The organism is Rubrobacter sp. M3-4, assembly GCF_059772285.1.
In genome coordinates, this window is record NZ_JCBAJP010000004.1 from 159,414 (window position 1) to 184,358 (window position 24,945).

Below are 24,945 nucleotides of genomic sequence, written 5' to 3' on the forward strand. Positions count from 1 at the left end.
CCTCTTCCCTCGCCGGTCATTGTTGCACCAGGCGCCGGGATGCGGCAAGTTGTCCCCGGACCGCCCGGGGGCTAACATCCCGGGCATGGGGGAATCCTGCGGGGAAAGGGAGGTTTGCGATGATCGAGAGGCACTACGAGTTCTGGCCGAGGCGGCTGCCGCGCTCGCTCTCTTTGCCCGAGACGGGCGTCTTCCACAACCTCGCGGTCTCCGCCGCCCGCTACCCGGACAAACCGGCGATCGTCTACTACGGCACGGAGATCCCCTACCGGCGCCTGCTCGCCGAGGCGGAGGGGGTGGCCTCGTTCCTGCAGCGCGAGGCGGGGGTGGCCAGGGGCGATCGGGTGATGCTCTACCTGCAGAACAGCCCGCAGTTCTTCGCGGCTTTCTACGGGGCTCTGCGCGCCGGGGCCGCGGTCGTGCCGGTAAACCCGATGCTCACGACCGGCGAGCTCGAGCACTACGTCGCCGACAGCGGGGCGAAGGTCGCCTTCTGCGGGCAGGAGCTCTACGGGCGGCTCGCCCCACTCCTCGGGCGGGAGAACCTCGAACACGCCGTCGTCGCGGCCTACTCGGACTACCTGCAGGAGGAGACGGACCTGCCGCTCCCGCCGGAGGTCGAGGCGGGGCACGAGGTGCCGGAGGGGGCCGTGCCGTGGGGTGAGGTTCTCGCCGCGGGTGGATCTCCCGAGCCGCTCGAGACCGGGCCGGAGGACATGGCGCTCCTGCCGTACACCTCCGGGACGACGGGCGCGCCGAAGGGGTGTATCCACACCAACCGCACGCTGCAGGCGACGCTCGTGGGGGCGGCGGTGTGGAACACCGTGACGCAGGAGGCGGTCGCGCTGTGCACGCTGCCGCTCTTCCACGTCACCGGGATGCAGCACAGCATGAACGCCCCGGTCTACGCCGGGGGTACGGTCGTGCTCATGACCCGGTGGGACAGGGAGGTCGCCGCCGGGCTCATCGAGCGCCACCGGGTGACCCACTGGACGAACATCTCGACGATGGTAGTGGACTTCCTGGCGAGCCCCCGCATCGCCGAACGCGACCTCTCCTCGCTCGTGTTGGTCGGAGGCGGAGGGGCGGCGCTCCCGGAGGCGGTGGGGGAGAGGCTCTACGAGCTCACCGGGCTGCGCTACGCCGAGGGTTACGGGCTCTCCGAGACCATCTCCCAGACCCACATAAACCCGCCGGACAGGCCCAAGCTGCAGTGCCTCGGCATCCCGTCCTTCGACGTGGACGCCCGGGTGGTCGACCCGGAGACCCTGGAGGAGCTCGGGCCCGGGAAGGAGGGCGAGATCGTGGTCTGCGGTCCGCAGGTCTTCCGGGGTTACTGGAGGAGGCCCGAGGAGGACGAGAAGGTCTTCTTCTGGCGGGAGGGCAAGCGCTTCTTCCGCACCGGCGACCTCGGATACTACGACGAAGAGGGCTACTTCTTCATGGTCGACCGGATCAAGCGCATGATCAACGCCGGCGGCTACAAGGTGTGGCCCGCCGAGGTGGAGTCGGTCCTCTACCGGCATCCTGCGGTGCAGGAGGTCTGCGTCATCCGCTCCCCCGACCCCCGGCGCGGCGAGACGGTCAAGGCCGTCGTCGTGCCGAAGGAGGAGGCGCGCGCCGGCATCACCGCCGAAGAGATAATAGAGTGGGCGAAGGAGAGGATGGCCGCCTACAAGTACCCGCGGCTGGTCGAGTTCGCCGACGAGCTGCCCAAGAGCGGCTCCGGCAAGATCCTCTGGCGCGTCCTGCAGGAGCGGGAGGAGAAGGCGGCCGGAGGCCGGTAGAGTAAGAGGGGAGGATGGTGAGGATGGATCTTCCGTCCACGATGAAGGCGGCACGCTTCTACGAGGCCGGGAGGCCGCTCGAGGTCGAGGAGGTTCCGGTGCCAAAGATCCGGGAGGACGAGGCGCTGGTACGGGTGCGGGCCGCCGGGATCTGCGGCTCGGACGTGCACATCGTCTTCGAGGGCATCACGCCGACCGCCTTCACCCCGATAACCCTGGGGCACGAGCCCGCCGGGGTCGTCGCCGCGGTGGGCTCGCGGGTCGAAGGCTGGGAGCCGGGGGAGAGGGTCTCGGTCACGCCGTTCTATTTCTGCGGCGCCTGTCCCAACTGCCTCGCCGGGCACGCCGAGGTCTGCCGGGAGAGGAAGGTCGTCGGGATACACACCGACGGGGCCCTGGCCGAGTACATGGCCGTCCCGGCGCGCAACCTGATCCCGCTGCCCGACGGCGTCCCGTTCGAGGTCGGGGCGATCGTCACCGACGCGGTCGCGACCCCCTTCCACGCGCTCGCCGACCGGGCCGCGCTCTCACCCGGCGAGACCGTCGCGATCTTCGGGGCCGGAGGGCTCGGGCTGCACGCCGTACAGCTCGCCAGGCTCTGCGGAGCGCAAAAGATCTTCGTCGTCGACGTGCGCGAGGAGCAGCTCGAGCGCGCCCGCCGGGCCGGGGCGGACGTGACCGTGAACCCCGGCGAGACCTCCCCCGTCGAGGCGATCCTGGATGAGACCGGAGGGGTCGGGGTCGACGTCGCGGCCGAGTTCATCGGGCTCGGGGAGACGATCGCCCAGGCCGTAGAGTGCGTCGTCTCCGGGGGGAGGGTCGTGGTCTGCGGGCTCGGGGCCGAGCCCATCAAGATCCTCCCCCCGACGGTCTTCGTGCGGAAGCAGATCTCCTTCCTCGGCTCCTACGGGTTCACCAAGCGCAACATCGAGCGGCTGCTCGAGCTCGTCTCGGCCGGGAGGCTCGACCTGGAGCGCTCCATCACCCACACCTTCCCGCTCGAGGAGGTCAACACCGCGCTCAAGTACCTGCACGAGAAGATAGAGGATCCGATCCGGATAGCCGTAACGCTGCCGTAGCCGCTGGCTAGCCGGTGTTCCGCTCGGCCGTCATCCTGAGGATCGTCCAGCCCACCGCTCCCGAGATCAGGGACGCCAGGAGGATGCCGAGCTTGGCGGGTTCGATCAGACCGCCGTTCGAGAAGGCGAGCTCCGTGATGAAGAGGCTCATGGTGAAGCCGATCCCCGCCAGCCATGCCCCGCCGTAGACGTGGCGCCAGCCGATGCCCCCGGGCAGCTCCGAGAGGCCGCTCTTCACGGCCAGCCAGGTGAAGAGGGTGATGCCGATCTGTTTGCCCGCCACCAGACCGAGCACTATTCCCAGCGTAACCGGGCTGGTGAGCGCCCCGGCGATGTTGCCGCCGAGCGGTATGCCCGCGTTGGCCAGGGCGAAGAGCGGCATGATGACGAAGGCCACCCACGGGTGCAGGGCGTGCTCCAGCTCTTGCAGCGGGGGTTCCAGCTTGTAGGTTGCGTGGTTGAGCGCGTGAAGCGCGGCCTGGCGTTCCTCGTTGGTGAGCACGTTCTCCCCCTTGTCGCCCGCCCTTTCGAAGCGGTCGAGGATGTATCTGCCCTGTTCCAGGAACTCTCTGGCGTTGATGAACGAGCTGGCGGGCACGGTGAAGGCGAGGAGTATCCCCGCTACGGTGGCGTGTACCCCCGAGAGGAGGAAGCATACCCAGAGTCCGATGCCCAGCACGGCGTAGACCAACGTCCTGCCCACCCCGAGCAGGTTGGCCACCACCAGCGCTCCGAGGAACACGCCCCCCGCTCCCAGCGCTTCCCAGGAGATTCGCGGGGTGTAGAAGATGGCGATAACCAGCACCGCCACTATGTCGTCCACGATGGCCAGCGCCGCCAGAAACACCTTGAGCTCCACCGGCACCCTCCTTCCGAGCAGGGCGAGTATGCCCAGGGCGAAGGCTATGTCGGTGGCCATCGGTATCCCCCAGCCGCCGGCTCCTCGCGTCCCGGCGTTGATGGCGAGGTAGATCGAGGCGGGGACCACGGCTCCGCCCAGCGCGGCGAAGACCGGGAGCATCGCCCCCCGCAGCGAGGACAGCTCGCCCACGAGAACCTCGCGCTTTATCTCCAGCCCCACCACCAGGAAGAAGACCGCCATCAGGCCGTCGTTGATCCAATGGGCGAGGTCCTTGGAGATGGAGAACCCGTCCATGCTCACGGCCATCTTCGTGTGCCACAGGGCGGAGTAGCTCCCCGCCCAGGGGGAGTTCGCCCAGACGAGGGCGGCGGCGGTGGCGACCATCAGCAGGATGCCGCCGGAGGACTGCTTGTCGGCGAAGTCCTGGAAAGGACGCACGATCCTCTCCACCGGCGGCTGCTCTCGCACCGAGCTCATTCAACGAATTATAAGCTAGACCCCTGTGGCGGCGCCGATCTCTCGGCGCCGCCACAGGACGCACCTAACCGGAGACCTGTTCCTGCGGTACGGCCTCTTCGTCCTCGGGCTCCATCGGCCCTGCTCCCTCGCCGATCCCGGCGTAGACGTCCGGGTGGCGCGAGCGGAGGAACACACCCACCAGGAGCCCCGCCAGGCCGCCGCCGAAGAGGATCACCGGCAGGATCACGGTGAGCGGGCTGAGCGGCGCCGTCGTGGAGCTGGTGATGAGCACGTTGAAGTTCGCGACGCCGAGGACGAGCAGCGCGACGAGCAGCACGCCCGCGACGTTGGGTGCTATCGTGGTGGTCCAGCGGCTGAGTTCGGCCTCCGGGTTGCGCCGGAAGTAGCTCGCGACCGCGAACGAGGTCACGGACATCAGCAGCAGCACCCCCAGGGCTCCGAGGTTGGTCAGCCAGGTGAAGAGCGTCAGCAGCGGGTTGAGCCCGAGGATGGCGAAGATCCCGAAGACCACCACCGCGAGCAGCGACTGGGAGATCGAGGCGATCCAGGGCGATCCCGTCCGCGGGTGCACCCGCCCGAAGAGGCGCGGCAGGACCCCCTCGCGCCCGAGCGCGAAGATGTAGCGGGCGACCGCGTTGTGGAACGAGAGGTTGGCGGCGAAGATGCTGGTGACGAAGAGCAGCGAGGCCGCATCGCCCCACGCCACCCCGAGACGCTCCTGCCCGGCGATGAAGAGCACGGTCGTCGGATCCGGGGCCCCGGCGGTCGCGTAGCCGGCCTTGAGCATCGCCTTCGGGTCTACCATCGTGTCCGGGCCGGCGGCGACCCCGACCATCCAGCTCGAGAGGGCGTAGAAGAGGGCGATGAAGCTCACCCCGATCAGGGTCGCCCTCGCGACGGTCTTGCGCGGGTTGCGGCACTCCTCGGAGTAGATCGCCGCCGACTCGAAACCCATGAACGAGGCGACGCTGAAGGTGAGCGTCGCCCCGGCCGCCGCGCCGAAGGCGACGAGCGGGTTGAAGCCGATCGTGGTGAGGCCCTCGGGGCCCGGCTTGGCCAGGACCGCGAGGTCGAAGAGCGCCACGGCGAGCACCTCGAGGGTGAGCAGCACCGCGAGTACCCGGGCGTTGAGGTCTATCTGCAGCACCCCGAGGACGGCGATCACCGCCCACGCGAGGAGCACCCACACCCACCACGGGGCGTCTATGCCGAGCCGGCCGGACATGAACGAGCCGAGCGCGACCCCGAGGAGGCCGTAGATCCCGATCTGCATCGCGTTGTACGCGATGAGCGCGACGAAGGCCGCACCCACCCCCCCGACCTTGCCGAGCCCGCGCGAGACGTAGGCGTAGAACGCCCCGGCGTTGGCGACGTGGCGGCTCATCGCGGCGTAGCCTATCGAGAAGATGCCGAGCACGATGCCCAGGGGTATGAACATGAACGGGACGGCCTTGTTGCCGGTCACCAGGTAGGTCGTGGCCTGACCCCCGGCGACCGCCGTGAGCGGGGCCGAGGCCGCCACGATCATGAACACCAGATGCCCGACCCCGAGCGAGCGTCGCTGGAGCCGCGTTCCTCCGGAGGGGGCGGACCCCTCTGTCGTCTGCGCCATCAGCTTTCTCCTCCTCTCACCTTGTGCTCCCTTCCTGGATCTGCAGCGTCTTCAGGTCCGAGTAGAAGTCGAGGGCGTAGTCGCCCCCCTCGCGTCCGATGCCGGAGATGCCCATCCCCCCGAACGGGGCGGTCAGGTCGCGCACCAGGAAGGTGTTGACCCACACGACCCCGGCCCGGACCATCCGGCCCACCCTGTCGGCCCGTCCGAGCGAGGAGGTGTAGATCACGGCGGAGAGCCCGTACTCGGTGGAGTTGGCGAGCGAGACCGCCTCTGCCTCGTCCTCGAACTCCTGTATCGTGAGCACGGGGCCGAAGACCTCCCGCTGGACGATCTCGGCGTCGTTGGATTTCGGGCGGATGAGGGTCGGCTCGTAGAAGAGCGGTCCCACCTCCGAGCGGCGCCCGCCGCGCAGCACCTCGTGCCCCTCGGCGCGGGCGCGTTCGACGAAGCCCTCGACCCGTTTCAGGTGGTCGGGGTGGATGAGCGGCGAGATGGTCGTCCTCTCGTCGCGCGGGTCTCCGAGGACGTGCTCGTCGGCGAAGCGGTCGAACAGCTCGAGGAACTCCCGGGCGATCGAGCGCTGCACCAGGAGTCTGGTCCCGGCCAGGCAGACCTGCCCGGCGTCGTCGTACTGCCCGGCGGCCTTCCTGGCCGCGGCCTCGAGGTCGGCGTCTTCGAAGACGATGAGCGGTCCTTTGCCGCCCATCTCGGCGGTGAACGGCACCAGGTTCCTGGCGGCGGCCTGCCCGATGAGGCGCCCGGTCTCCGGAGAACCGGTGAACGAGACGCGCCGCACCATCGGGTGCGCCACCAGCGCCGCCCCGGCCTCCTCGCCCATTCCCTGCAGGACGTTGAAGACCCCGGGCGGGAAGCCGGCCTCCTCGGTGAGGTCCGCGAGAAGGCTGGCCGAGAGCGGGGCCCACTCGGCGGGCTTGAGGATCACGGTGCAGCCGGCGGCGAGCGCCGGGGCGACCTTCCAGGTCGAGAGCATGAACGGTGCGTTCCAGGGAGTTATCGTCGCCGCGGGCCCGGCGGGCATCCTCTGCACCCGGTTCCAGGTCCCCTGCGAGCGCCAGTCGCGCTCCTCGTAGGAGGCGGCGAGCCCGGCGTAGGCGCGGAAGTTGCGCGCCCCGCGGTGGATGACCCGCGCCCGCAGCGAGCGCAACAGCATCGCCATGTCCTCGCACTCGACCGCCGCGAGGGACTCGACGTTCTCGTCTATGAGGTCGGCGAGGCGCCTCATGTAGGCGCCCCGCCCCTCGGGCCCCAGGGAAGCCCACCGCGGGAAGGCCTCTTTCGCCGCGCGTACGGCCCGGTCGGCCTCCTCCTCGCCGCCGCGGGAGACGTAGGCGATGGGCTCGCAACTCATCGGCGAGATCACCTCGAAGCGCTCCCGGCTCGCCACCCTCTCGCCGCCGATGTAGTGGTCGGTCGAGACCTCGACCCCGGCCACCTTCGCGGTGTTCTTGCGTGTTCCTACGGACATCGCTAGATCTCCTTGACGGTCTCGAGGTCGTCCACGGTGTAGCCGAGCGTCATCCGGTATCCCCGCCCGACCTTCACCGGGGCGAGGATGTGGTGCTCCTCGCCCTCGGCCGGGTAGAGCTCGAGCGTGGCCTCGCCCTCGACGGCCGTAGAGGAGGCCCGGTCCCGGCTCAGGAGCTTCACCAGCTCGTGCACCTGCGGGTCGTCGTGGCGGCCGCGGGCGAGGCGGGGGAAGTGCCGGACGTTGACGATGGGGGGCGCGTTGTGGCGCGGGCCCTCCTCCGAGGGGCCCTCCACCGTGAGGGTCATGCGTGAGATCATGCGTCCCCGCGCCGAGCAGGTCGCTCCGTAACGGGCGCCCTCCCCGAGTCCCGGGTCGGCGGCCACCCCGAGACCGAAGGTGCGGGTCATCCAGATCGACCCGAGCTTCTTGGGGAACCCCTGGATCCAACCGCGCACGAGCGCGAAGTCCTGGTCCACCCAGATGAAGGGGCAGGTGGTGACCTCCTCGCCGTCGAGCAGGGCGTTCACGACGAGGAAGAACTCCCTGTACTGGGCGCGCACCGGGTCCAGAAGCTCCTCGCCCTCCCCGGAGCACGACTGCCAGTCGGCGAAGACCGCCGCGCACCGGCCCGCGTCGGGGTGCGGATCGAGGCCCTCCGGGAGGACCGAGCGGGCGGCGTCGGGGTCGGCCCAGTAGTCCACGACGAGGAGGTCTCCGACGTAGTGCCAGGGCGGGTGGGGGACGAGGCTCGCCCTGCCGGTGCTGGTGCGGGGGATCGAGTAACCTTTCAGGCTCAAGTGGAGACCTCCTCGGGTAGCGGATATCCCAACATCTCCAGGCTCTCGCGCTCGGAGGCTATCGCGGCCTCGTCGAAGCGGAAGTACGAGCGGGGTGGGAGCTGGCCCCAGGTGTTGGACGAGAAGCGGTCGTCGGGCCAGCGGCGGACCTCGTGGTCGTCCTCGAGCTGCTCCATGTCGCAGTAGAGCTCGACGAAGCACTCCTCCTCGACTATGCGCACGTAGGAGGCGATGTTGCCCCCGATGCCGTGCCGGACGGGACCCCAGGCGACCCACCTGCCGCGGCGGCCCAGGTGGTCGAGCGCGGCGCGCATCTGCCCGATGTCGACGACGTCGAAGGCGAGGTGGTGGAAGTGGGAGTAACCCTTGTCCACGAGCGCCATCACGTGGTGGTCGCGTCCTATGTGCAGCCAGACCCCGCCGTCGCCGAGCCAGTCGGTCACCTTCATCCCGAGCACCCGCGTGTAGAACTCGAGCTGCTCCCGGATGTTCGCGGTGAGGAAGTTGACGTGCCCGAGTCGGCGTGGGTGGCCGGGGGCGGGGTTGGCGAGCGGCCGGGCCTGCGGGGTGAAGCGCATCCTCTCGTCCTCCCGCCGGTATCCGAGGAGCCGCACCCGGTTGCCTTCGGTGTCTTCGACCTCGAGCGCGCCTTCCTTCTCCTCCCAGCCGACGCCGCACTCCTCGAGGTGGCGCCGGGCGTCGTCGAGGGTGCACGAGCGGGAGAGTTCGTAGGCGACGTGCCCGAGGCCGCCCTTCTCCGAGGAGACGAGCTCGACGGAGAAGGGCTCGTCGTCGCAGGCCAGGCGCACCCTGTCCGCGCTCCTCTCGCGCTCGGCGAGCCCGAACTCCACGCTCCAGCGCGAGGCGGCCTCGGCGGCGTCCCGGGTCAGGAGGCTGACGTGGGCTATGCGGCGCAGCGAGATCATGCGGCCTCCACCCGGACGGGCATGCGCTTTATGCCGTTGAAGAAGTTGGAGCGCAGCCGGTCGACCTTCCCGGCGAGCTCGACCGAGCGCAGCCGCGGGATCAATTCCTCGAAGGTCACCCGGACCTCCATCCGGGCCAGGTGCGCCCCCAGGCAGAAGTGGACGCCCCCGGGGCCGAAGGTCATGTGCCGGTTGGGGTTTCGCCCGACGTCGAAGGTGTTCGGGTTCTCGAAGACGGCCTCGTCGCGGTTGCCGGAGGTGAACCAGGTCGTCACCTTCGCCCCGGCGGGGATCTTCGTCCCGGCGAGCTCGGTCTCCCGGGTCGTGGTCCTGCGGAAGTGGTGCACCGGGGTCGCCCAGCGCAGCATCTCCTCGGCCGCCGAGGGGTAGAGCGAGGGGTCGCGCCTGAGGCGCTCGAGCTGGTCGGGGTTCTCGATCAGGGCCAGCAGGCCGTGGGTTATCGTGTGGCGGGTCGTCTCGTTGCCCGCGGTGGCCAGAAGCACGAAGTTGACGTCGTACTCGCGTGGGGTGAGCCCGCCGAAGGCCATCTGGGTGATGATGTCGTCCTTGGGGTTCCTGCGGCGCTCGGCGGCGAGGGCGCGTCCGATCCTGAAGAGCTCGAGCGCGGCCGGGCTCGAGAACGGCAGCAGCCGGTGCTCGGGCCTCTCCGGCGGCCGGGCGAACTCCGGGTCCTGGTTGCCGAGGAGGTGGTCGCCGATCTCGATGATGTAGCGCCGCTCCTCCTGCGGGACCCCGAGGATGTCCGCGAAGACGCGCATCGGGATCTCCGAGGAGATCTCGCGCACGAAGTCGAACTCGCCCTTCGGCAGCGCGCCCTCTATCACCTCGCGGGCGACCTGGCGTACCTGATCCTCCCACCCCCGAACCGACTTCGGGGTGAACTTGCCCTTGATGAGCGCCCGGATCTCGTTGTGCCGGGGCGGGTCGAGGTCGATCATGGACTTGCGGGCTTCGATCTGGTCGGGTTCGAGGTCTTCGAGGGAGGTGCCGCCTATCTCCGAGGAGTAGACGTCCCAGCGGCGGTGGACCTCCCGGATGTCCCAGTAGCGGGTCACGGCCCAGAAGCCGGGGCCGTCGGGTTCGGGGTTGAAGTGCACCGGGTCCTCCCGGCGCAGGATCTCGAACCACTCGTGGGGCACCCGCTCGACGAAGGCGTCCGGGTTGGAGAGGTCTATCTCCTCCAGGCTTGCGGTCCTGGTGGCGTCGGTCATCTCCTCCTCCTTAGAGATGGTGCAGGTACTCGTCTATCTCCCAGTCCGAGACCCAGGTGCGGTGACGTTCGGCCTCGAAACGCTTGACCGCGAGGAAGGTCTCGACGATCTCCGCGCCGAGCCCCTCCACCAGCACCTCGTCTCTCTCCAGCGCCTCGAGCGCTTCTTCCAGCGTCTCCGGCAGGGGGTCTCCGGCCTCCGGTCCCGCGGCGTGGTAGGCGTCGCCGCCGACCGGCGGCGGGGGCTCGAGGCCCCTGCGCACGCCGTCGAGGCCCGAGAAGAGCACCGCGGCGGTCGCCAGGTAGGGGTTGGCGCTGCCGTCCCCGACCCTCACCTCGACCCGGGTCGCTCTGCCGCGCTCGGCCGGGATGCGGACGAAGGCGGTGCGGTTGTCCCAGCCCCAGTTGGCGTGGGTGGGGGCGAGCGAGTCGGGCACCAGCCTGCGGTAGGCGTTCACCGTTGGGTTCAAAAACGCCATCGCGCCGCAGGCGTGGGCGAGGATGCCGGCGACGAAGCTCCGCATCAAACCGGAGACCCCGTCCGGGTCGTCCTCCTGCGCGAAGGCGTTCTCGCCCTCCCGCTCGGCCGAGAGGTGCAGGTGGAACCCCGAGCCACCCTGGTCGTTGAAAGGCTTGCCCATGAAGGTCGCGACGAGCCCGCAGGAGGCGGCGACGTCCTTCACGGCGCTCTTCAGCCGGAAGGCCCGGTCCGCGGCGGCGAGCGCCGGGCCGTGGTGCAGGTTGATCTCGTACTGCGAGTTCATAAACTCGTGGTTGGCGGCGAAGGCGCCGAGGCCCATCTTCGAGAGGTCTTCGGCGAGCCGGCGGACGACGCCCCTCGGGTCGGCCTGCGGGCCCGCGGTGTAGACCATGCTCAGGTTGTCCACGTAGCGGCGCACCCCGTTCTTCGCCTGAGGGTCGGGCACGCACAGGAAGAACTCGAGCTCGGGCCCGACCACCGGGGAGAGCCCTATCTCCTCGAAGGCGGCCACGGCCCGGCGCAGCGCCCCCCGCGGGTCGGCCGGACGCCGCGAGTTCTGGCTCACGGGCTCGAGGTCGGCGATGCAGCAGGCCACACCGGGCTCCCAGGGCAGTGGGGTGAGCGTCGAGAGGTCGGGGTAGGCGATCATGTCCGGATAGCCCTCCTCGCCGCCCACGACCGGTACGTGGCGCAGGTCGGTGCCCATGACCGCCGAGCAGAAGGCGAGCCCGTGCTCGGTCGCCCGACCGAACTCCGCGACCGGGACGTCCTTGCCCCGCGCCACCCCGTGCAGGTCCGGGTAGATCACCCGCACGGAGGTGACCGACCCGTCGAGGAGTATCTCGGGGGCCTTCTCTTCCGTCCTCTGCTCCTGAGGTGTCATGCTCTGTGGCTCCTTTCTCTCACCGCCCGCTCGAAGAACGCGTCGAAGAGCCTGAAGGCGGCTTCCTTGGCGGCGCGTTCTTTCTCCGGCGGGGCTTCGAGCAGCGCGAGCGGATCTTCCACCCCGTAGCGGGAGAGCCTGCCGGAGGAGAGGTCCTTGCGGGCCCATCCTGCGACCACGTCGACGGTGCTCTCCGGGTGGAACTGGACCCCGAGGTGGGGCCCGAACCTGAAGGCCTGCGCCGAGCGTCTGGTGCGCGCCAGCTCCTCTGCCCCGGGCGGGGTCTCGAAGCCTTCGAAATGCCACTCGAGCCAGGGCCCCGGCGGGATCTCCTCGGGGTCTTTGGTCTCTACTTCGCACCAGCCGAGCTCGGGCTCGGGCAGGGGACCGACCTCTCCGCCGAGGACGCTCGCGAGCACCTGACCGCCGAAGCACAGCCCGAGGACCGGTACCTCCTCGACGCACCTGCGGACGAGATCGAGTTCTGCGGCCACGGCGGGTTGTTCTTCTGCGTCGCGCGGGCTGTACTGCGAGCCCAGCGAGGCGACGAAGAGGTGGCGCCGGGGGTCGGGGGGCTCGCCGTCGAGCCAGGAGCGGCTCACCTCGAAGGGGATGCCCCTCTCGCGCAGCCACCCGGCGAGGAGCGCCGGCGGGGTCCTCTCGGCGTGCTGCCTTATGAGAACGGGCTTCACCGCACCACCTCGACCTTTATCGCGGTGGTGGGGCATGCCTCCTCGGCCTCGCGGGCCTTCTCTTCCAGCGAGATCTCCGCCTCCGGCCTCCAGCGCAGCACGTCGTCCTCGCCGAGGGTGAAGATCTCCGGCGCGATCCTGGCGCACTCGCCGCAGCTCTGGCACAGGTCGAGATCCACCTCTACTTCGAGCTTCCCGTCCATCCCCACTCTCCTTCCCGCACCATACGTTCGGCGTCTTCCTCGGGGACCGCGAGCGCGACGTGCAGCGTCTGGGCGGAGACCTGCGGCCGCTCGCCGGGGCCGTGAGAGAGGTCGACGTCCCACTCCTCGACCGTGCTGGAGAGCCTCCCTATGCCCTCTATCTCGACCTCGACGACGTCCCCGGGCTGCATGGGGCGCGAGTTGGCCGGGGTGCCGGTGAGGACGACGTCCCCGGGCTCGAGCGTGATGAGCCGGCACAGGTCGGCGAGCTGGTAGGCGACGCCGAAGATCATGTCGTCCGAGGTGGCTTCCTGCACGACCTCGCCGTTGAGGTACGTCCTGAGCGTGAAGTCCTCCGGGTCGAACTCCCCGGCCGGAACGACCGCGGGCCCGAGCGGCAGGAATCCGTCCTGCCCCTTGACCCGCAGCATCGAGCCGCGGTCGGCGTGCCGGAAGTCGTGCAGGCTGACGTCGTTGGCGCAGGTGTACCCCGCCACGTACGAGAGAGCCTCCTCTTCGGGGACGCCGTGCATCCTGCGCCCGACGACGACCGCGAGCTCCCCCTCGTAGTTGAGAAACCCCGTCCCCTTCGGACGCCTCAATACACCCCGGTGCCCGCCGAGGGAGCTGGGGGGCTTGAGGAAGTACGAGGGATGATCCGGCACCCTGGCCCCGTACTCCTCGACCCGGCTGCGGTAGGTGAGGTGCGGCGCGATTATCTTCGAGGGCTCGGCGGGCGCGAGATAGACGGCCTCCTCCTCGGAGATCCTGCCGCCGTCCTCCAGCGCGATCACACCTCCAGGCTCCAAAAGACCCCAGACGGGCCCGCCCTCGACCAGAACCCTCACCCTCGGTCCCCGCGAAAGATCCAAACCTTCCTCCTTCCTAAATCGTGGATAATGTATCCAAAAAGAGGGAGATTGTCAATGGAGTTTTCAGCTTGAATAAAATATCCACACAATTTAAGATCGCATGCATGTCGAACGTAAGGAGCGCTGCGGGTGGAGGGCCCATAGACGCGTCTTCGGTCGCGGACCGGGCGTACGAGCGGATCAGGGAGTACGTGCTCGGGGGGGAGGCCGAGCCGGGGACGAGGCTGGGTCAGGTCGAGCTGGCGGAGAGGTTCGGCATCTCGCGGACGCCGGTGAGGGAGGCGTTGAGGAGGCTGGCGGACGAGGGGCTGGTGGAGTTTCAGCCGAACCGGGGATATCGGGTGGCGGATCTCGGGCTCGAGGCGGTTTTGCGGCGGCTGGAGGTGAGGACGCTGCTCGAGCCGGGGATAGCACGGCTCGCGGCCGGTCGCAGGAACGGCAGGGACATAGACCTCCTGTACGGGGCTATAGAGCAGGAGGCGGCCGCCGACGACGGGGTGGAGGCGCACGATGCGAGCCGTCAGTTCCACATGCATCTCGCGCGGGCGACGGGCAACGAGGAGCTGGTGAGGGTCTTGGGTTCGCTCTGGATCGTGGAGGTGGGGCGCAGGCTCCTCTCGCGGCGGATGCTCACCTCTGACTGGAAGGACGAGGACGTCGCGGAGCACCGCCAGATAGCCTCGGCCGTCGCCGAGGGGCGTGCGGAGGACGCCGAGAGGCTCATGCTCGAGCACATAGAGCGGGCAATAGGCCACTGGAAGTACGAGTGGCAGAAGGGGTGAGCGGGCAGCGGCGCGGCCTGGACGCTACGGCTTGCCCGCCGGAACCGCCGAGACCACGGGGAGGCCGAGGGGACCTTTGAGGACCGTATCCCGGCGGCCGGGAGTAAGGCCGGCCGAGCGGAGCATGCGAGAGGCCACAGCGGGCGTACGGAACTTACCATGCAGCTTCATCGGGAGGAGCATCACCCGCAGCCAGGAAGCGGCAAAGATGTCCACCAGGACGAGAGAGCCTCCCGGCGCCAGGACCCTTCCGATCTCCTGGAGCCCTTTCTGCTGGTCCTCCCAGTGGTGGAACGAGACGGTGCTGAGGACGAGGTCGAACTCTCCATCATCGAACGGCAGGTGCTCGACCGGAGCGCAGACGAGGTTCGCCGGTGTCCCACCCTCCCTGGCCGCCTCGATCATGCCGGCCGCGGCGTCCACCCCGACGAGCCCGGCGTCGGGGAAGCGCCCCGCCGCCCGGCGCAGCAGGGCCCCCGTTCCGCAGCCCACGTCGAGCACGCGGTGTGGCCGCGGCGCCATACGGGAGGCGAGCCGCAGGGTCGCCTCGTGTACCGGCTCGAAGAAGCTGGCCTGCAGCCCGCTCTTTTCGTAGGTCGGCGCCCACCGGTCGAAGCGCCCGACGTCCCGGTCTCTCACGCGCCCTCCACCTCCCTCTCCAGCTCCGAGATCCAGGCCAGCTCGTGCTCGATGGTGCTGCGGTGGAACGAGATCACCTTCGCCGCGTAAGGACTGCGCCCGTCCCCGACGCGCGGATCCATCTCGACGGAGCGCTCCAGATGCTCCTCGAGAAACTCCCGCCTCGCCCGCAGGATGCTCCTCCTCTCTTCGGACTCCAGAAGCTCGAAGAGCGCCACCCTCACCATGAACTCCGCGTCGTTTCGCGCCAGCTCGGGCGGAAACTCCCGGAGCATCTCGCCCAGAACCTCCCGCCCCAGCCCCGTCGCCCGGTAGACGTGCCTGTCCGGCCTGCCCTCCTGACGCACGACCTCCTTCTCCACCGCCCCCATCTCCTCCAGCCGCCGCAACGCCGGGTAGAGCTGGTTGTTGTTGAGCGCGAACTCCCGCCCCAGCACCCGGCCCACCCCCCGCTTTATCTCGTACCCGTGCAGCGGTCGTTCGATCACGCTGCTAAGGATCAGGATATCCGTGTACACCGCTCACTCCTTTATGGATTAATCTAACCTAGGTTAATGTAACCTATTGGATTGGACCGGTCAAGGGACGTGCGCGGTGGGGTGGTTTCGGTTATGCTTTTCGGAAGAGGGTGCGTCTGGTGCGAGGGAAGCCGGTGAGAATCCGGCGCGGTCCCGCCACTGTGAGCGGCGATGCGACACTCCGCCTGGGGGCTCTGCCCGGTCACTGGGTCCTTTCCGGGGCCTGGGAAGGCTGCGGGGGAGGCGCTTTGGAGCCGCGAGCCAGGAGACCTGCCAGGCGCCTGAGGTCGCAGGCTCTTCGAGGAAGGAGTTCGGGCGTGGTGATCTTCTGGTCGCTTCCCGCCGGGCCCTAGAGGGCTTTTCTCTCGGGCTGGATTTCCGAGTTCGTTTCGAGGTGGGGAGGTGATTCTCTGGCATGTTCGTTAGGATGGTTTCCGTCCTGCGCGTCGTGGTGGCGTTCGCCGTGGTGGTGTTCGCGCTCGCCGGGTGCGGGGCGGGCGGGGTTTCTGGAGGGGGTTCTTCCGGGGGCGCCACGCAGGCCCGCGGTGGTGCTTCGGGGTACCCGGTCACGGTGACCGACTCGCTCGGGAGGAAGGTCACGATAGAGAAGAAGCCCGAGCGTATCGCCTCGATGGCCCCGAGCATCACCGAGACGCTCTTCGCGATCGGGGCGGGGAAGAGGGTCGTGGGGGTGACCACCGCCGACGACTACCCGCCGCAGGTCGAGCACATCACGAAGATCGGGGACTACAAAGGGGTCAACGCCGAGAAGGTCGCCTCGCTCAAGACCGACGTGCTCTTCATGTCGTTTGCGACGACTAGGCAGCAGGCGGCCGACCTGGAGAAGAAGACCGGGGCGAAGGTCGTCGTGATCAACCCGGAGAGCGTACGGGGGGCGATAGCTTCGATCGGGACGGTCGGGAAGGTCGTCGGGGACGAGAAGAAGGCCCGCGAGGTCCAGCGGCACATGCGCCGCGAGCTCTCGCAGGTGAGGAAGGAGGTCAGGGGGCTGTCTCATCCCACGGTCTTCTACGAGGTCTACCCCAAGCCGCTCCAGACGGCCGGTCCGGGCAGCTTCATAGACGACGAGATAAAGCTCGCCGGCGGGAAGAACGTCGCCGCCGGGGCGAAGAGCCCCTACCCGCAGTACTCGCTCGAGGAGCTCGTGAAGCAGAACCCGGACTACTACCTGATCGGCAGCTCCTCCGGCGATACGCCCAAGAAGGTCGCGAGCCGTCCCGGTTTCGAGGCGCTCAAGGCCGTGCGTGAGGGGCACGTCGAGGTCATAAACGACAACCTCACGACCCGTCCGGGGCCGAGGATAGTCGAGGGGGTGAAGCAGATCGCGGAGGCGATACACCCCGGTGCCTTCAAAGTCCACAGCAAGAGATAGCCTCTGGGTGGGGGCCTCCGCCGCCGCGCTGGTGTTGGTGGCGGTGCTCTCGCTCGGCGTGGGACCGGCCTGGCTCTCCCCCGGCGAGGTCGTGCGGACGCTCCTCGGGGGCGGGGACGAAGTCTCGCGGGCGATAGTCCTGCAGATCCGTCTGCCCCGCATAGCCCTCGGGATGCTTGTCGGGGGGGCGCTCGGGGTGAGCGGGGCCGCGATGCAGGGACTCTTCCGCAACCCCATGGCCGACCCGTACGTGGTGGGGGTCTCGCCGGGGGCCGCGCTCGGGGCGGTGCTCGCGATAGCCTCCGGGGCCTCCTTCGGGGCGGCCGGGCTCTCCGCGGTCCCGCCCGCCGCCTTCTGCGGGGGGCTCGCGGCGGCGTTCGCCGTGGTCGGGCTCTCGCGGCGCGGCGGGCGGTTTCCCATCGCCGATCTGCTGCTCGTCGGGCTCGCGGTCGGGGCCTTCGCCGCCGCGGTCTACTCGTTCGTCATCCTGACCTTCGCCGACCAGAGGATCTCCTCGGTGCTGTTCTGGTTGCTGGGGTCTCTGGCGCCTGCCGACTGGCGGAGGGTGGTGGACGCGCTGCCGTACCTCGTCGTCTCTTCGGCTGGGCTCCTGGCCCTCTCGCGCAGGCTCGACATCCTCTCGCTCGGGGAGGAGCAGGCCACCTACCTCGGAGTCGGGGTCGAGCGGGTGAAGCTGCTCGCGATAGGGTTCGCCGCGCTCGGCGCCTCGGCGGCGGTCGCGGTCAGCGGCGTGATCGGCTTCATCGGGCTCATCGTGCCGCACGTCGGCAGGATACTGGCCGGCCCGCGTCACGCCCTGCTGTTGCCGGTCTCGGGGCTGTGGGGGGCGGCTTTCCTCGTCGCCGCCGACGACGCGGCGCGCACCGCGATCCCCGCGATCGAGATCCCGGTCGGGATCATAACCGCCCTGTGCGGGGCGCCTTTCTTCGTGTATCTGCTCTCCAGGAGCCGCAGGCGTGGCCGGCTCTGGTGAGATCGTCTTCGAGGTGCGGGGCGTGCGCGTCGCCTACGGCGCGCACGAGGCGCTCTCGGGGGTGAGCCTGGAAGTGGGAGAGGGGGAGATGCTCGCCGTGGTCGGGCCGAACGGCAGCGGCAAGAGTACCCTGATCCGGACGCTCGCCCGGGCCCTGCGGCCGCGGGAGGGGGTGGTGCTGCTCGACGGCAGGGAGGTCGGGGATTGGGATGCGAAGCTCTTCGCCCGCCGGGTCGCGGTCGTACCGCAGGAGGGGGCGCCGGCCTTCGACTACACGGTGCGCGAGGTGGTCGAGATGGGGCGCGCCCCCTACGAGGGATGGCTCTTCCCCTCGGACCCCGGCGCGCCAGGGGCGGTCGGGCGGGCGATGGAGGACGTCGGGGTGTGGGATCTCGCGCACCGGAGGATGACCGAGCTCTCGGGCGGGGAGCGTCAGCTCGTCGCCCTCGCCCGGGCGCTCGCCCAGGAGCCCGAGGTGCTGCTGCTCGACGAGCCGACAAACCACCTCGACGTCCGGCACCAGCTCGCCTTCATGCGGGTCGTGGAGCGCCTGGGCCGCGCCGGGGCGACCGTGGTCCTCGTCGCCCACGATCTCAACCTCGCCGCCCGGCACGCCTCGAGGGTCGTCGTCATGCGCGGCGGTGAGGTCTTCGCCGCCGGTGTCCCGAGCGCCGCGCTGCGCCCCGAGGTGATCCGGGAGGTCTTCGGGGCGCAGGCGGAGGTCTTGGTCTCCCCGGCGACGGGGGATCTCATCGTGCAGAGTACCGCTTCCGGGCGGGTCACCGGGGGCGGGATACCGGAGGTGCACGTGATCTGCGGCGGCGGGTCCGGATCTCTTCTGATGCGCCGGCTCAGCGAAGAGGGGGTGGGGTTCTCCGCCGGCGTGCTCCCTCCTGGAGACCTCGACCACGCCGTCGCCCGCGCCCTCGGGGCGGAGATCGTCGAGGCGGAGCCCTTCGCCCCCATCCCCGGCGAGGTGCTGCGGCGCAACGCGGAGGCCGCACGCTCCGCGAGGCTCGTGGCCGTCTGCGGTTCCCCTCCGGGCGGCCGAGTCGTGCTCGGGGCGGCGTTCGAGGCGCTGGAGGAAGGGATCCCGGTCGCCGTGGTGGACCATCACGGAGGCGGGGACGCCGCGCCAGCTGATCTGCTCGAGGCCGGCGCGTTCGAGGCGGGACCGGAGGACTTCGTCCGGGAGCTGCGCGGCGGGATCGGCGCGCGGGGTGGCCGGGGGGAGGGCTAGTAGAATGTCTTGGGTGGTGAGTTCGAAGCAGAGAGCGAGGGGCGTCCCTTGAGGCGGCTCGGCGTGCTGATGAGCCGCAAGGAGATCGTACCCGAGCGTCTGCCGGGGAGGGTGGCGGTCGTCATAGACGTCTTCATGGCGACGACCACGCTGCTCACCATCCTCGAGAACGGTGCCCGGCGCGTCTTCCCGGTCGGGAGCCTGCAGGAGGGCGAGGAGGTCTACGCCCGGGTGGGACCGGAGGCTCTGCGCGGCGGGGAGCAGGGCGCCGAGCGGGTCGAGGGGTACGACTTCGGCCCGCTGCCCGAGGAGTACCCGCCGGAGAAGGTCGCCGGCAGGGACGTCGTCTTCCTCACGACCAACGGGACGAGGGCTATCTCCGAGGTCGCCGCCGCGGACGTCGTCCTCGTCTCCTGCCTGCGCAACGCACCCGCCACGGCGCGCTACCTCGAATCCTCGGGGGCGGAGGCGGTGTACCTGGTGTGCGCCGGATCCGGGGGGCGGTTCGACCTCGAAGACTTCCTCGGGGCCTCGGCGATAGTCTCGCGGCTCGACGTGGAGGAATGGAGCCTCAACGACGCCGCGATCCTGGCACGGGACTGGGCCGGCAGGCTCGAAGACCCGGTGGCGGTGCTCGCCCGCTCGCGCGCCGGCCGGTGGTTCGTCGAGCACGACCGGATCGAGACGCTGCGCTTCGCGGCGGACGTCGGGGCGAGCGAGGCCGTCCTCGAGGTGAGGGACGGCACGCTGCGCAGGGTCGAGGAGACGGGTGGAGGTTCCCGGGCGGCTGAGGACGAGCAGGGGGTCTGAAATTGGCTGAAACCATAAAGGTGCGCGAGGGCGAGGATTTCGACAGGAAGGCCGTCGAGGAGTATCTGCGGCGGCACATCGAGGGGCTGCCGGAGGGCAGCCTCGAGGTCGAGCAGTTCCCCTCCGGGGCCTCGAACCTGACGTATCTTCTCAGGATAGGCTCCTGGGAGGGCGTGCTCAGGCGGCCGCCGCTCGGCCCCGTCCCCCCGAAGGCGCACGACATGGAGCGCGAGTCGAGGCTGCTCACGCGCCTCAACCCCGTCTACCCGCTTGCCCCGAAGCCCTACTTCTACTGTGAGGACCGATCCGTCATCGGCGCGCCCTTCTACGTCATGGAGCGCAGGCGCGGCATCGTCATAGACGACTCCTTCCCGGAAGGGATGGAGCCCACGCCGGAGCTCTGCCGGGGCATCTCCGAGACGCTCTGCGACACGCTGGTCGGGCTGCACGCCGTCGACTACCAGGCGGCGGGGCTCGGGGACCTGGGGCACCCGGAGGGCTTCCTCGAGCGGCAGGTGGGGGGTTGGATCTCCCGCTACGAGCGGGCGAAGACCGGGGAGATACCCGAGGTCGGGCCCCTGACCCGCTGGCTCGCCTCCGACATCCCCGAGAGTCCCCCGCCGACGATCATCCACAACGACTACAAGCTCAACAACCTTATCCTGGACCCCGAAGACCCCACCGAAGTCCGCGCCGTGCTCGACTGGGAGATGGCCACGGTGGGGGACCCACTCTTCGACCTCGCCGTCTCCCTCTCCTACTACGTCGAGAAGGACGATCCGCCCGAGATCAAACGCGTGCTCCCCACCGTGACCGACGCGCCCGGCTTCATGACCCGCGAAGAGTTCATGCAGCGTTACGCCGAGAAGAGCGGGCGCGACCTCTCCCGGATGCACTGGTACCGGGTCTTCGGCTACTTCAAGCTCGCGGTCATCCTGCAGCAGATCTACGTCCGCTGGGTCCGCGGCCAGACGAAGGACGAGCGGTTCGCAACCTTCGGCGATCGGGTGAAGAACCTCATCCTCTACGCCTATTCGCTCTCGCGTTCCTCCTAGTCCTGCGCCGGGTCGGAGGTAGGGCTCACCAGTCCGTGCATGAGGAGGGCCGAGGCGGCCTCCGCCGAGAGTGGCTCGGAGATGTGGTTCCCCTGCCCCAGCTCGCATCCCATCTGGCGCAACTGCCCGAGCTGGCGGGGGGTCTCTATGCCCTCGGCGACGAGCTGCTTGCCGAGGGCCCGGGCCAGCCCGACGATCCCGGAGACCAGGATCGCATCCTCCGGGTTCCACTCCAGCCCCTCGACGAACACCCGGTCCACCTTGACCGTGTCTATGGGGAAGCGTCGCAGGTAGGAGAGCGAGGAGTATCCCGTGCCGAAGTCGTCCAGCGCCAGCCCCACGCCCAGGGATTTGATCCTCCCGAGCAGGTCGACTACCTCGGATGAGTCTTCGACCAGCACCTTCTCCGTGATCTCCAGCACCAGCCCGCCCGCCGCCAGCTCGTTGCGCTCCAGCAGGTCTTCCAGGTACCCGGCGAAGCTGCCCACCCTGAGCTGCATGCTCGAGACGTTCACGTAGACGCTCGGGAGGAAATCTCCGGCCTGCGCCTTCTGCCACTCCCCGGCCTGCGCGCAGGCCTCTTCGAGCACCCGACGGTCGATCTCCAGGATCATCCCCGTCTCCTCGGCCGCCGGGAGGAACTCCTCGGGCAGCAGGGTGCCACGCTTAGGATGGTCCCAGCGCAACAACGCCTCGATACCCCGGATCCGGCCGGTCCTCAGGTCGATCAGCGGCTGGTAGAGCAACCGTAGCTCGTCCCGCTCGATGGCGTGTTTGATCTCCTCGCACAGCTGCAGGAACTCGAGGGCCTGACGGTTCATCTCCGGGTCGAAGATCGTGTAGTCTTGCCCCTTGTCTTTCGCGTGATACATCGCCGTGTCCGCCTCCCGCAGCAGGTCGGAGGGTGCATCGGATCGGGAGGAGCTCAGGGCGATGCCGATGCTGCTCCCGACGAAGACCTCGCGCCCGGCGATGGTGAACGGCTCGCGCAATCCCCGGGTGATCCTCTCGGCGACATGCACCGCCTGCTCTTCGTCCTCTACGCTCTCCAGGAGCACCGCGAACTCGTCCCCACCGAGACGGGCCACGGTATCCGACGGGCGGACGCAGGACGCGAGGCGTGCCGCGGCGGCGACGAGCAGGTTGTCTCCCGTTTCGTGGCCGAGGGAGTCGTTTATCAGCTTGAAGCCGTCGAGGTCGAGGAAGAGGATGCCGAGGCGTTCTCCCCTCTTCTTCGAACGTGAGAGGGCTTTCTCCAGACGTTCCAGGAAGAGTGCCCGGTTGGGCAGGGACGTGAGGGTGTCGTGGTAGGCCTGGTGTGCCAGACGCTCCTCCAGCGCCTTCCGCTCGGTGACGTCGCGCAGCACCAGCTGCATCGCGGCCTTCCCTCTGTAGGAGATGCTCATCGCGGCCGCTTCGACCTCCAGCGTCTTGCCGTCGAGCCGTACCAGCCGGTACGTGTAGAGCTCGCTGCGGTACCTGTTGCTGTATCCCTGGGCTATGCGCTCCGCGGCGACCTCCCTGTAGTCCGGGTGTACGAACTCCAGAACCGCGTGGCCCACGATCTGCTCCGGCTTCGAGGCGCGCATCAGCCGGAGCCCCGCAGCGTTGACGTACTCCACCTTGCCTTCGCTGTGCACCACGACCGCATCGGGGCAGAGCTCGACGAGTCTCCGGTAGCGCTCCTCGCTCTCGGCGAGCCTCTTCTCGGCGAGACGGTTTTCGGTTATGTCCCGGGCGACGAGCAGGCATCCCGAACTCTCCTTTCCCCGCGCCGGCAGCGGCCAGCGGGAGACCGCGTAATACCGGTCCCGCACTTCCACCTCCCGGCTCTCCCCCGGTCGTATGCCCGCCCACGCGGGCATGACCTCCGGGAGATCCCTGCCGAGATGGTTCTCCCCGGAGAGGGCCGGAAGTCGCCGGGCCGCGGGGTTGGTGTCGACGATGCGCCCCATCGGGTCGAGGACTATCACCACTTCGCCCATGTGCTCCAGGATCATCTCCCGGGCTATCGGGATCACGTCGAGGAAGCGGAAGCGCGAGACGGCCCACGCCAGGAACATCCCGCCGATGGAGAACGCGACCGGCGTGGTGTCGAAGTGGCGCGGGAGCCCGGAACCGGAGACGTAGAGCAGGTTGCCTATCCACGGGCACAGGAAACCGAGCAGAAGGGTCACGCTCTGCTTTCTGTAGAGACCGCTCCGCATGAGGGGGAAGAACGAGGCGAAACCGAGCAGGATCAGGACGTAGGAGTAGACCCAGTAGACCCAGAAGGCGTCCCCGTGCTCGACGACGAGCATCCTCACCCCACCGAGGCTGCCGATGCGGAGGCTGCGCCAGATCAGGTGGTGCTGCTCGTTGGTCAGGACGAGGCCGAAGGTCACCAGCGAGGGGATGGCGAGCAGAGGCCACACGAGCGGGGGGAGCCTGCGTGCCCGCCCGGTGTACAGGGTGGCGAACGCGAACAGCGCGAGCGGGATGGCGCAGATCGCCGCGTACTGAAGCTTGGCCCAGAAGATCTTGGCCCCGAGCGAGTAGGAGGCTATCTCGAGCGCGTACCCCACGCCCCACCAGGCCGCGGCGATCATCATGAGGGCGAGCGCCATCACCCCCGGTACCCGGCGGCGTGGCAGCACGTAGAGCGCCGCCGCGGCGGAGACGCACGAGGAGAGGACGAGGACCAACTCGAACGGGGAATACTGCAGCCTGATCAGAGAGAAAAGCACGTTTTCGATCATGCTGCAGTATATCTCCCTACACTGACCTCAACCACCGGTGGGGGTGCCCGAAAGCTTCCCCGAACAAATATAATGAATCTTCCGGCGCGATGCCGCCAGCAGGACGTTCTGCCGTCTCGTCTCCGGAGGGATATGCATGGAAGAAGTCGGACACGCTCTGAACGGTGAGCAGCTCTCGCAGCTCGCCCGCTACTTCGAAGAAGCCGTCACCTTCTCGAAGCACATGGGGTGCAAGGTGGAATCGGTGGAACCGGGACGCTCGGTGATATACCTCGACGTGAAAGACATCCACCTCAACGGCAACGGTACGCTGCACGGCGGGGTCTACTCCGCGCTCATGGACAACGCGATGGGGCTCGCGGTCTCGGCGCTGGCCGGTTTCAGGACCGCGACGATCGCGCTCAACGTCAGCTTCCTCGGCGCGGTGCGCGAGGGGCGCATAACCTGCCGCTGCGAGGTGGTGCACCGTTCGCGCCGGCTGGCGACCGCCGAGGCGAAGGTCTACGACGGGGGTGGGGAGCTGGTCGCCCTGGGCACCGGTACGTTCCGGATCTTCGAGAAGCGCGGCAACCCCATCGTCTAGAGAGAGGAGGCGGTACTCTGTGGGTGCTCTGGATCTCTTCCGTCTGGATGGGAAGACGGCCCTCGTCACCGGAGGGGGACGGGGGCTCGGACGTCAGATGGCCGAAGCCCTCTCCGAGGCGGGAGCGAACGTCGTGATCTGCTCGCGCAGGATGGAGCAGCTCGAGGAGGCCCGGCGGGGGATGGAGAAGGCCGGGGGCAGGGTGCTCGCCCTCGCCTGCGACGTCACCGAGCCGGAGGACGTGGAGAGGGTGGTCTCGGCGGCCTTCGAGGAGTTCGGCGGCGTGGACGTCCTGGTCAACAACTCCGGGGCGACCTGGGGGGCGCCGGCGGTCGAGATGCCGCTGGAGAAGTTCGACCACGTCCTGCGGGTCAACGTGCGGGGGACGTTCCTGATGTCTCAGGCGGTCGGGCGGCGCATGATCGAACGCGGGAGCGGGGGCGTGATCGTCAACGTCTCCTCGGTGGCCGGGCTCGTCGGCGGCAACCCCGAGTACATGCAGACCGTCGGCTACAGCTCCTCCAAGGGCGCGGTCATCTCGATGACCCGCGATCTCGCGACCGCCTGGGCGCGCCACGGCATCCGGGTCAACGCCGTAGCCCCCGGCTGGTTCCCGACGAAGATGTCCCGCGGGCTGATGGAGATGTTCGGAGAACGGATGCTCGCCGACATCCCGATGGGGCGCTTCGGAGAGCCGGACGACATAAAGGGCGTGGTGGTTTTTCTTGCCTCCCCGGCCTCCTCGTACATGACCGGCCAGACGGTCGTCGTGGACGGCGGGGCTACGGCCTGGTAG

23 protein-coding genes and 1 riboswitch are annotated in these 24,945 nt (G+C 68.9%); of the genes, 10 read left to right on the forward strand and 13 right to left on the reverse strand.

Annotated elements, in window-relative coordinates; genetic code table 11:
• The first annotated feature begins 119 nt into the window (after positions 1 to 119).
• Positions 120 to 1,787 carry a long-chain fatty acid--CoA ligase gene (locus tag AC6EKW_RS06270; RefSeq protein ID WP_498513940.1) on the forward strand — a complete coding sequence of 556 codons (1,668 nt, stop codon included), beginning with the start codon at positions 120 to 122 and terminating at the stop codon, positions 1,785 to 1,787.
• A gap of 23 nt (positions 1,788 to 1,810) precedes the next feature.
• Positions 1,811 to 2,866, forward strand: coding sequence for a zinc-dependent alcohol dehydrogenase (locus tag AC6EKW_RS06275; protein ID WP_498513941.1), 1,056 nt, complete (start codon positions 1,811 to 1,813; stop codon positions 2,864 to 2,866).
• 7 nt (positions 2,867 to 2,873) lie between these two features.
• Here the strand turns inward: AC6EKW_RS06275 and nhaA are convergent, their stop codons facing one another.
• From nhaA to AC6EKW_RS06325, 10 genes are all read right to left on the reverse strand, one after another.
• Positions 2,874 to 4,205, reverse strand: a complete 1,332-nt coding sequence (gene nhaA / locus AC6EKW_RS06280; RefSeq protein ID WP_498513942.1) for a Na+/H+ antiporter NhaA — start codon at positions 4,203 to 4,205, stop codon at positions 2,874 to 2,876.
• Between the two features lie 64 nt (positions 4,206 to 4,269).
• Positions 4,270 to 5,820 (reverse strand): APC family permease, encoded by a 1,551-nt coding sequence (locus AC6EKW_RS06285; RefSeq protein ID WP_498513943.1) that lies wholly within the window; start codon positions 5,818 to 5,820, stop codon positions 4,270 to 4,272.
• Positions 5,821 to 5,836: 16 nt separating this feature from the next.
• Complete coding sequence (locus AC6EKW_RS06290; protein WP_498513944.1) at positions 5,837 to 7,309, reverse strand: aldehyde dehydrogenase; 1,473 nt, start codon at positions 7,307 to 7,309, stop codon at positions 5,837 to 5,839.
• A gap of 2 nt (positions 7,310 to 7,311) precedes the next feature.
• Positions 7,312 to 8,109, reverse strand: a complete 798-nt coding sequence (locus tag AC6EKW_RS06295) for an acetoacetate decarboxylase family protein (protein WP_273887861.1) — start codon at positions 8,107 to 8,109, stop codon at positions 7,312 to 7,314.
• Positions 8,106 to 9,035 (reverse strand): VOC family protein, encoded by a 930-nt coding sequence (locus tag AC6EKW_RS06300; RefSeq protein ID WP_273887862.1) that lies wholly within the window; start codon positions 9,033 to 9,035, stop codon positions 8,106 to 8,108. The genes AC6EKW_RS06295 and AC6EKW_RS06300 overlap by 4 nt, the downstream gene beginning before the upstream one ends.
• Positions 9,032 to 10,267 carry a cytochrome P450 gene (locus AC6EKW_RS06305; RefSeq protein ID WP_498513945.1) on the reverse strand — a complete coding sequence of 412 codons (1,236 nt, stop codon included), beginning with the start codon at positions 10,265 to 10,267 and terminating at the stop codon, positions 9,032 to 9,034. Before AC6EKW_RS06305 ends, AC6EKW_RS06300 begins: the two co-directional genes overlap by 4 nt.
• Positions 10,268 to 10,277: 10 nt before the next feature.
• Entirely contained in the window at positions 10,278 to 11,630 is a 1,353-nt protein-coding gene (locus AC6EKW_RS06310; protein WP_273887865.1) for a glutamine synthetase family protein, read from the reverse strand.
• On the reverse strand, positions 11,627 to 12,322 hold the full coding sequence (locus tag AC6EKW_RS06315) for a type 1 glutamine amidotransferase (RefSeq protein ID WP_498513946.1): 696 nt from the start codon (positions 12,320 to 12,322) through the stop codon (positions 11,627 to 11,629). The genes AC6EKW_RS06310 and AC6EKW_RS06315 overlap by 4 nt, the downstream gene beginning before the upstream one ends.
• Positions 12,319 to 12,525, reverse strand: coding sequence for a ferredoxin (locus AC6EKW_RS06320; protein WP_273841875.1), 207 nt, complete (start codon positions 12,523 to 12,525; stop codon positions 12,319 to 12,321). Before AC6EKW_RS06320 ends, AC6EKW_RS06315 begins: the two co-directional genes overlap by 4 nt.
• Positions 12,504 to 13,397, reverse strand: coding sequence for a fumarylacetoacetate hydrolase family protein (locus tag AC6EKW_RS06325; RefSeq protein ID WP_498513947.1), 894 nt, complete (start codon positions 13,395 to 13,397; stop codon positions 12,504 to 12,506). The genes AC6EKW_RS06320 and AC6EKW_RS06325 overlap by 22 nt, the downstream gene beginning before the upstream one ends.
• A gap of 104 nt (positions 13,398 to 13,501) precedes the next feature.
• Between AC6EKW_RS06325 and AC6EKW_RS06330 the strand changes: the two genes are divergently transcribed.
• Positions 13,502 to 14,179 (forward strand): GntR family transcriptional regulator, encoded by a 678-nt coding sequence (locus tag AC6EKW_RS06330; RefSeq protein WP_273887868.1) that lies wholly within the window; start codon positions 13,502 to 13,504, stop codon positions 14,177 to 14,179.
• A gap of 24 nt (positions 14,180 to 14,203) precedes the next feature.
• On the opposite strand, the gene AC6EKW_RS06335 is transcribed toward AC6EKW_RS06330, so the two are convergent.
• Positions 14,204 to 14,818 carry a class I SAM-dependent methyltransferase gene (locus AC6EKW_RS06335; protein WP_498513948.1) on the reverse strand — a complete coding sequence of 205 codons (615 nt, stop codon included), beginning with the start codon at positions 14,816 to 14,818 and terminating at the stop codon, positions 14,204 to 14,206.
• Positions 14,815 to 15,336 (reverse strand): PadR family transcriptional regulator, encoded by a 522-nt coding sequence (locus AC6EKW_RS06340; RefSeq protein ID WP_498513949.1) that lies wholly within the window; start codon positions 15,334 to 15,336, stop codon positions 14,815 to 14,817. Before AC6EKW_RS06340 ends, AC6EKW_RS06335 begins: the two co-directional genes overlap by 4 nt.
• 100 nt (positions 15,337 to 15,436) lie before the next feature.
• Positions 15,437 to 15,628, forward strand: a riboswitch (cobalamin riboswitch).
• A 123-nt stretch (positions 15,629 to 15,751) separates the two neighbouring features.
• Here AC6EKW_RS06340 and AC6EKW_RS06345 point away from each other — a divergent pair.
• Genes AC6EKW_RS06345 through AC6EKW_RS06365 form a run of 5 tightly spaced genes read left to right on the forward strand, consistent with a single transcriptional unit; the run spans position 15,752 to position 20,828 of the window.
• The gene (locus AC6EKW_RS06345) at positions 15,752 to 16,729 is read left to right on the forward strand and encodes an ABC transporter substrate-binding protein (RefSeq protein ID WP_498513950.1); all 978 of its coding nucleotides are present in this window, start codon (positions 15,752 to 15,754) and stop codon (positions 16,727 to 16,729) included.
• Positions 16,730 to 16,736: 7 nt separating this feature from the next.
• Positions 16,737 to 17,723 carry a FecCD family ABC transporter permease gene (locus AC6EKW_RS06350; RefSeq protein ID WP_498513951.1) on the forward strand — a complete coding sequence of 329 codons (987 nt, stop codon included), beginning with the start codon at positions 16,737 to 16,739 and terminating at the stop codon, positions 17,721 to 17,723.
• Positions 17,707 to 18,963: an ABC transporter ATP-binding protein gene (locus tag AC6EKW_RS06355; protein WP_498513952.1), complete on the forward strand. Its 1,257-nt coding sequence runs from the start codon at positions 17,707 to 17,709 to the stop codon at positions 18,961 to 18,963. Before AC6EKW_RS06350 ends, AC6EKW_RS06355 begins: the two co-directional genes overlap by 17 nt.
• A gap of 9 nt (positions 18,964 to 18,972) precedes the next feature.
• Entirely contained in the window at positions 18,973 to 19,773 is an 801-nt protein-coding gene (locus AC6EKW_RS06360) for a 2-phosphosulfolactate phosphatase (protein WP_498513953.1), read from the forward strand.
• 2 nt (positions 19,774 to 19,775) lie between these two features.
• Positions 19,776 to 20,828, forward strand: coding sequence for a phosphotransferase family protein (locus AC6EKW_RS06365; RefSeq protein WP_498513954.1), 1,053 nt, complete (start codon positions 19,776 to 19,778; stop codon positions 20,826 to 20,828).
• Here the strand turns inward: AC6EKW_RS06365 and AC6EKW_RS06370 are convergent.
• Entirely contained in the window at positions 20,825 to 23,566 is a 2,742-nt protein-coding gene (locus AC6EKW_RS06370; protein WP_498513955.1) for an EAL domain-containing protein, read from the reverse strand. The two genes, AC6EKW_RS06365 and AC6EKW_RS06370, sit on opposite strands and share 4 nt — an antisense overlap.
• Before the next feature lie 136 nt (positions 23,567 to 23,702).
• Here AC6EKW_RS06370 and AC6EKW_RS06375 point away from each other — a divergent pair, with 136 nt between their 5' ends.
• Together AC6EKW_RS06375 and AC6EKW_RS06380 are read left to right on the forward strand one after the other, a co-directional pair.
• Positions 23,703 to 24,149, forward strand: coding sequence for a PaaI family thioesterase (locus tag AC6EKW_RS06375; RefSeq protein WP_273887879.1), 447 nt, complete (start codon positions 23,703 to 23,705; stop codon positions 24,147 to 24,149).
• A 19-nt stretch (positions 24,150 to 24,168) separates the two neighbouring features.
• Positions 24,169 to 24,945, forward strand: coding sequence for an SDR family oxidoreductase (locus AC6EKW_RS06380; RefSeq protein WP_273887880.1), 777 nt, complete (start codon positions 24,169 to 24,171; stop codon positions 24,943 to 24,945).

Excerpts from the sequence above, each read along its gene's own strand:
- AC6EKW_RS06270 (WP_498513940.1), top strand. The coding sequence starts at position 120 with ATGATCGAGAGGCACTACGAGTTCTGGCCGAGGCGGCTGCCGCGCTCG.
- AC6EKW_RS06275 (WP_498513941.1), top strand. The coding sequence starts at position 1,811 with ATGGATCTTCCGTCCACGATGAAGGCGGCACGCTTCTACGAGGCCGGG.
- nhaA (WP_498513942.1), bottom strand. The coding sequence starts at position 4,205 with ATGAGCTCGGTGCGAGAGCAGCCGCCGGTGGAGAGGATCGTGCGTCCT.
- AC6EKW_RS06285 (WP_498513943.1), bottom strand. The coding sequence starts at position 5,820 with ATGGCGCAGACGACAGAGGGGTCCGCCCCCTCCGGAGGAACGCGGCTC.
- AC6EKW_RS06290 (WP_498513944.1), bottom strand. The coding sequence starts at position 7,309 with ATGTCCGTAGGAACACGCAAGAACACCGCGAAGGTGGCCGGGGTCGAG.
- AC6EKW_RS06300 (WP_273887862.1), bottom strand. The coding sequence starts at position 9,035 with ATGATCTCGCTGCGCCGCATAGCCCACGTCAGCCTCCTGACCCGGGAC.
- AC6EKW_RS06305 (WP_498513945.1), bottom strand. The coding sequence starts at position 10,267 with ATGACCGACGCCACCAGGACCGCAAGCCTGGAGGAGATAGACCTCTCC.
- AC6EKW_RS06310 (WP_273887865.1), bottom strand. The coding sequence starts at position 11,630 with ATGACACCTCAGGAGCAGAGGACGGAAGAGAAGGCCCCCGAGATACTC.
- AC6EKW_RS06320 (WP_273841875.1), bottom strand. The coding sequence starts at position 12,525 with ATGGACGGGAAGCTCGAAGTAGAGGTGGATCTCGACCTGTGCCAGAGC.
- AC6EKW_RS06330 (WP_273887868.1), top strand. The coding sequence starts at position 13,502 with ATGTCGAACGTAAGGAGCGCTGCGGGTGGAGGGCCCATAGACGCGTCT.
- AC6EKW_RS06345 (WP_498513950.1), top strand. The coding sequence starts at position 15,752 with ATGTTCGTTAGGATGGTTTCCGTCCTGCGCGTCGTGGTGGCGTTCGCC.
- AC6EKW_RS06370 (WP_498513955.1), bottom strand. The coding sequence starts at position 23,566 with ATGATCGAAAACGTGCTTTTCTCTCTGATCAGGCTGCAGTATTCCCCG.
- AC6EKW_RS06375 (WP_273887879.1), top strand. The coding sequence starts at position 23,703 with ATGGAAGAAGTCGGACACGCTCTGAACGGTGAGCAGCTCTCGCAGCTC.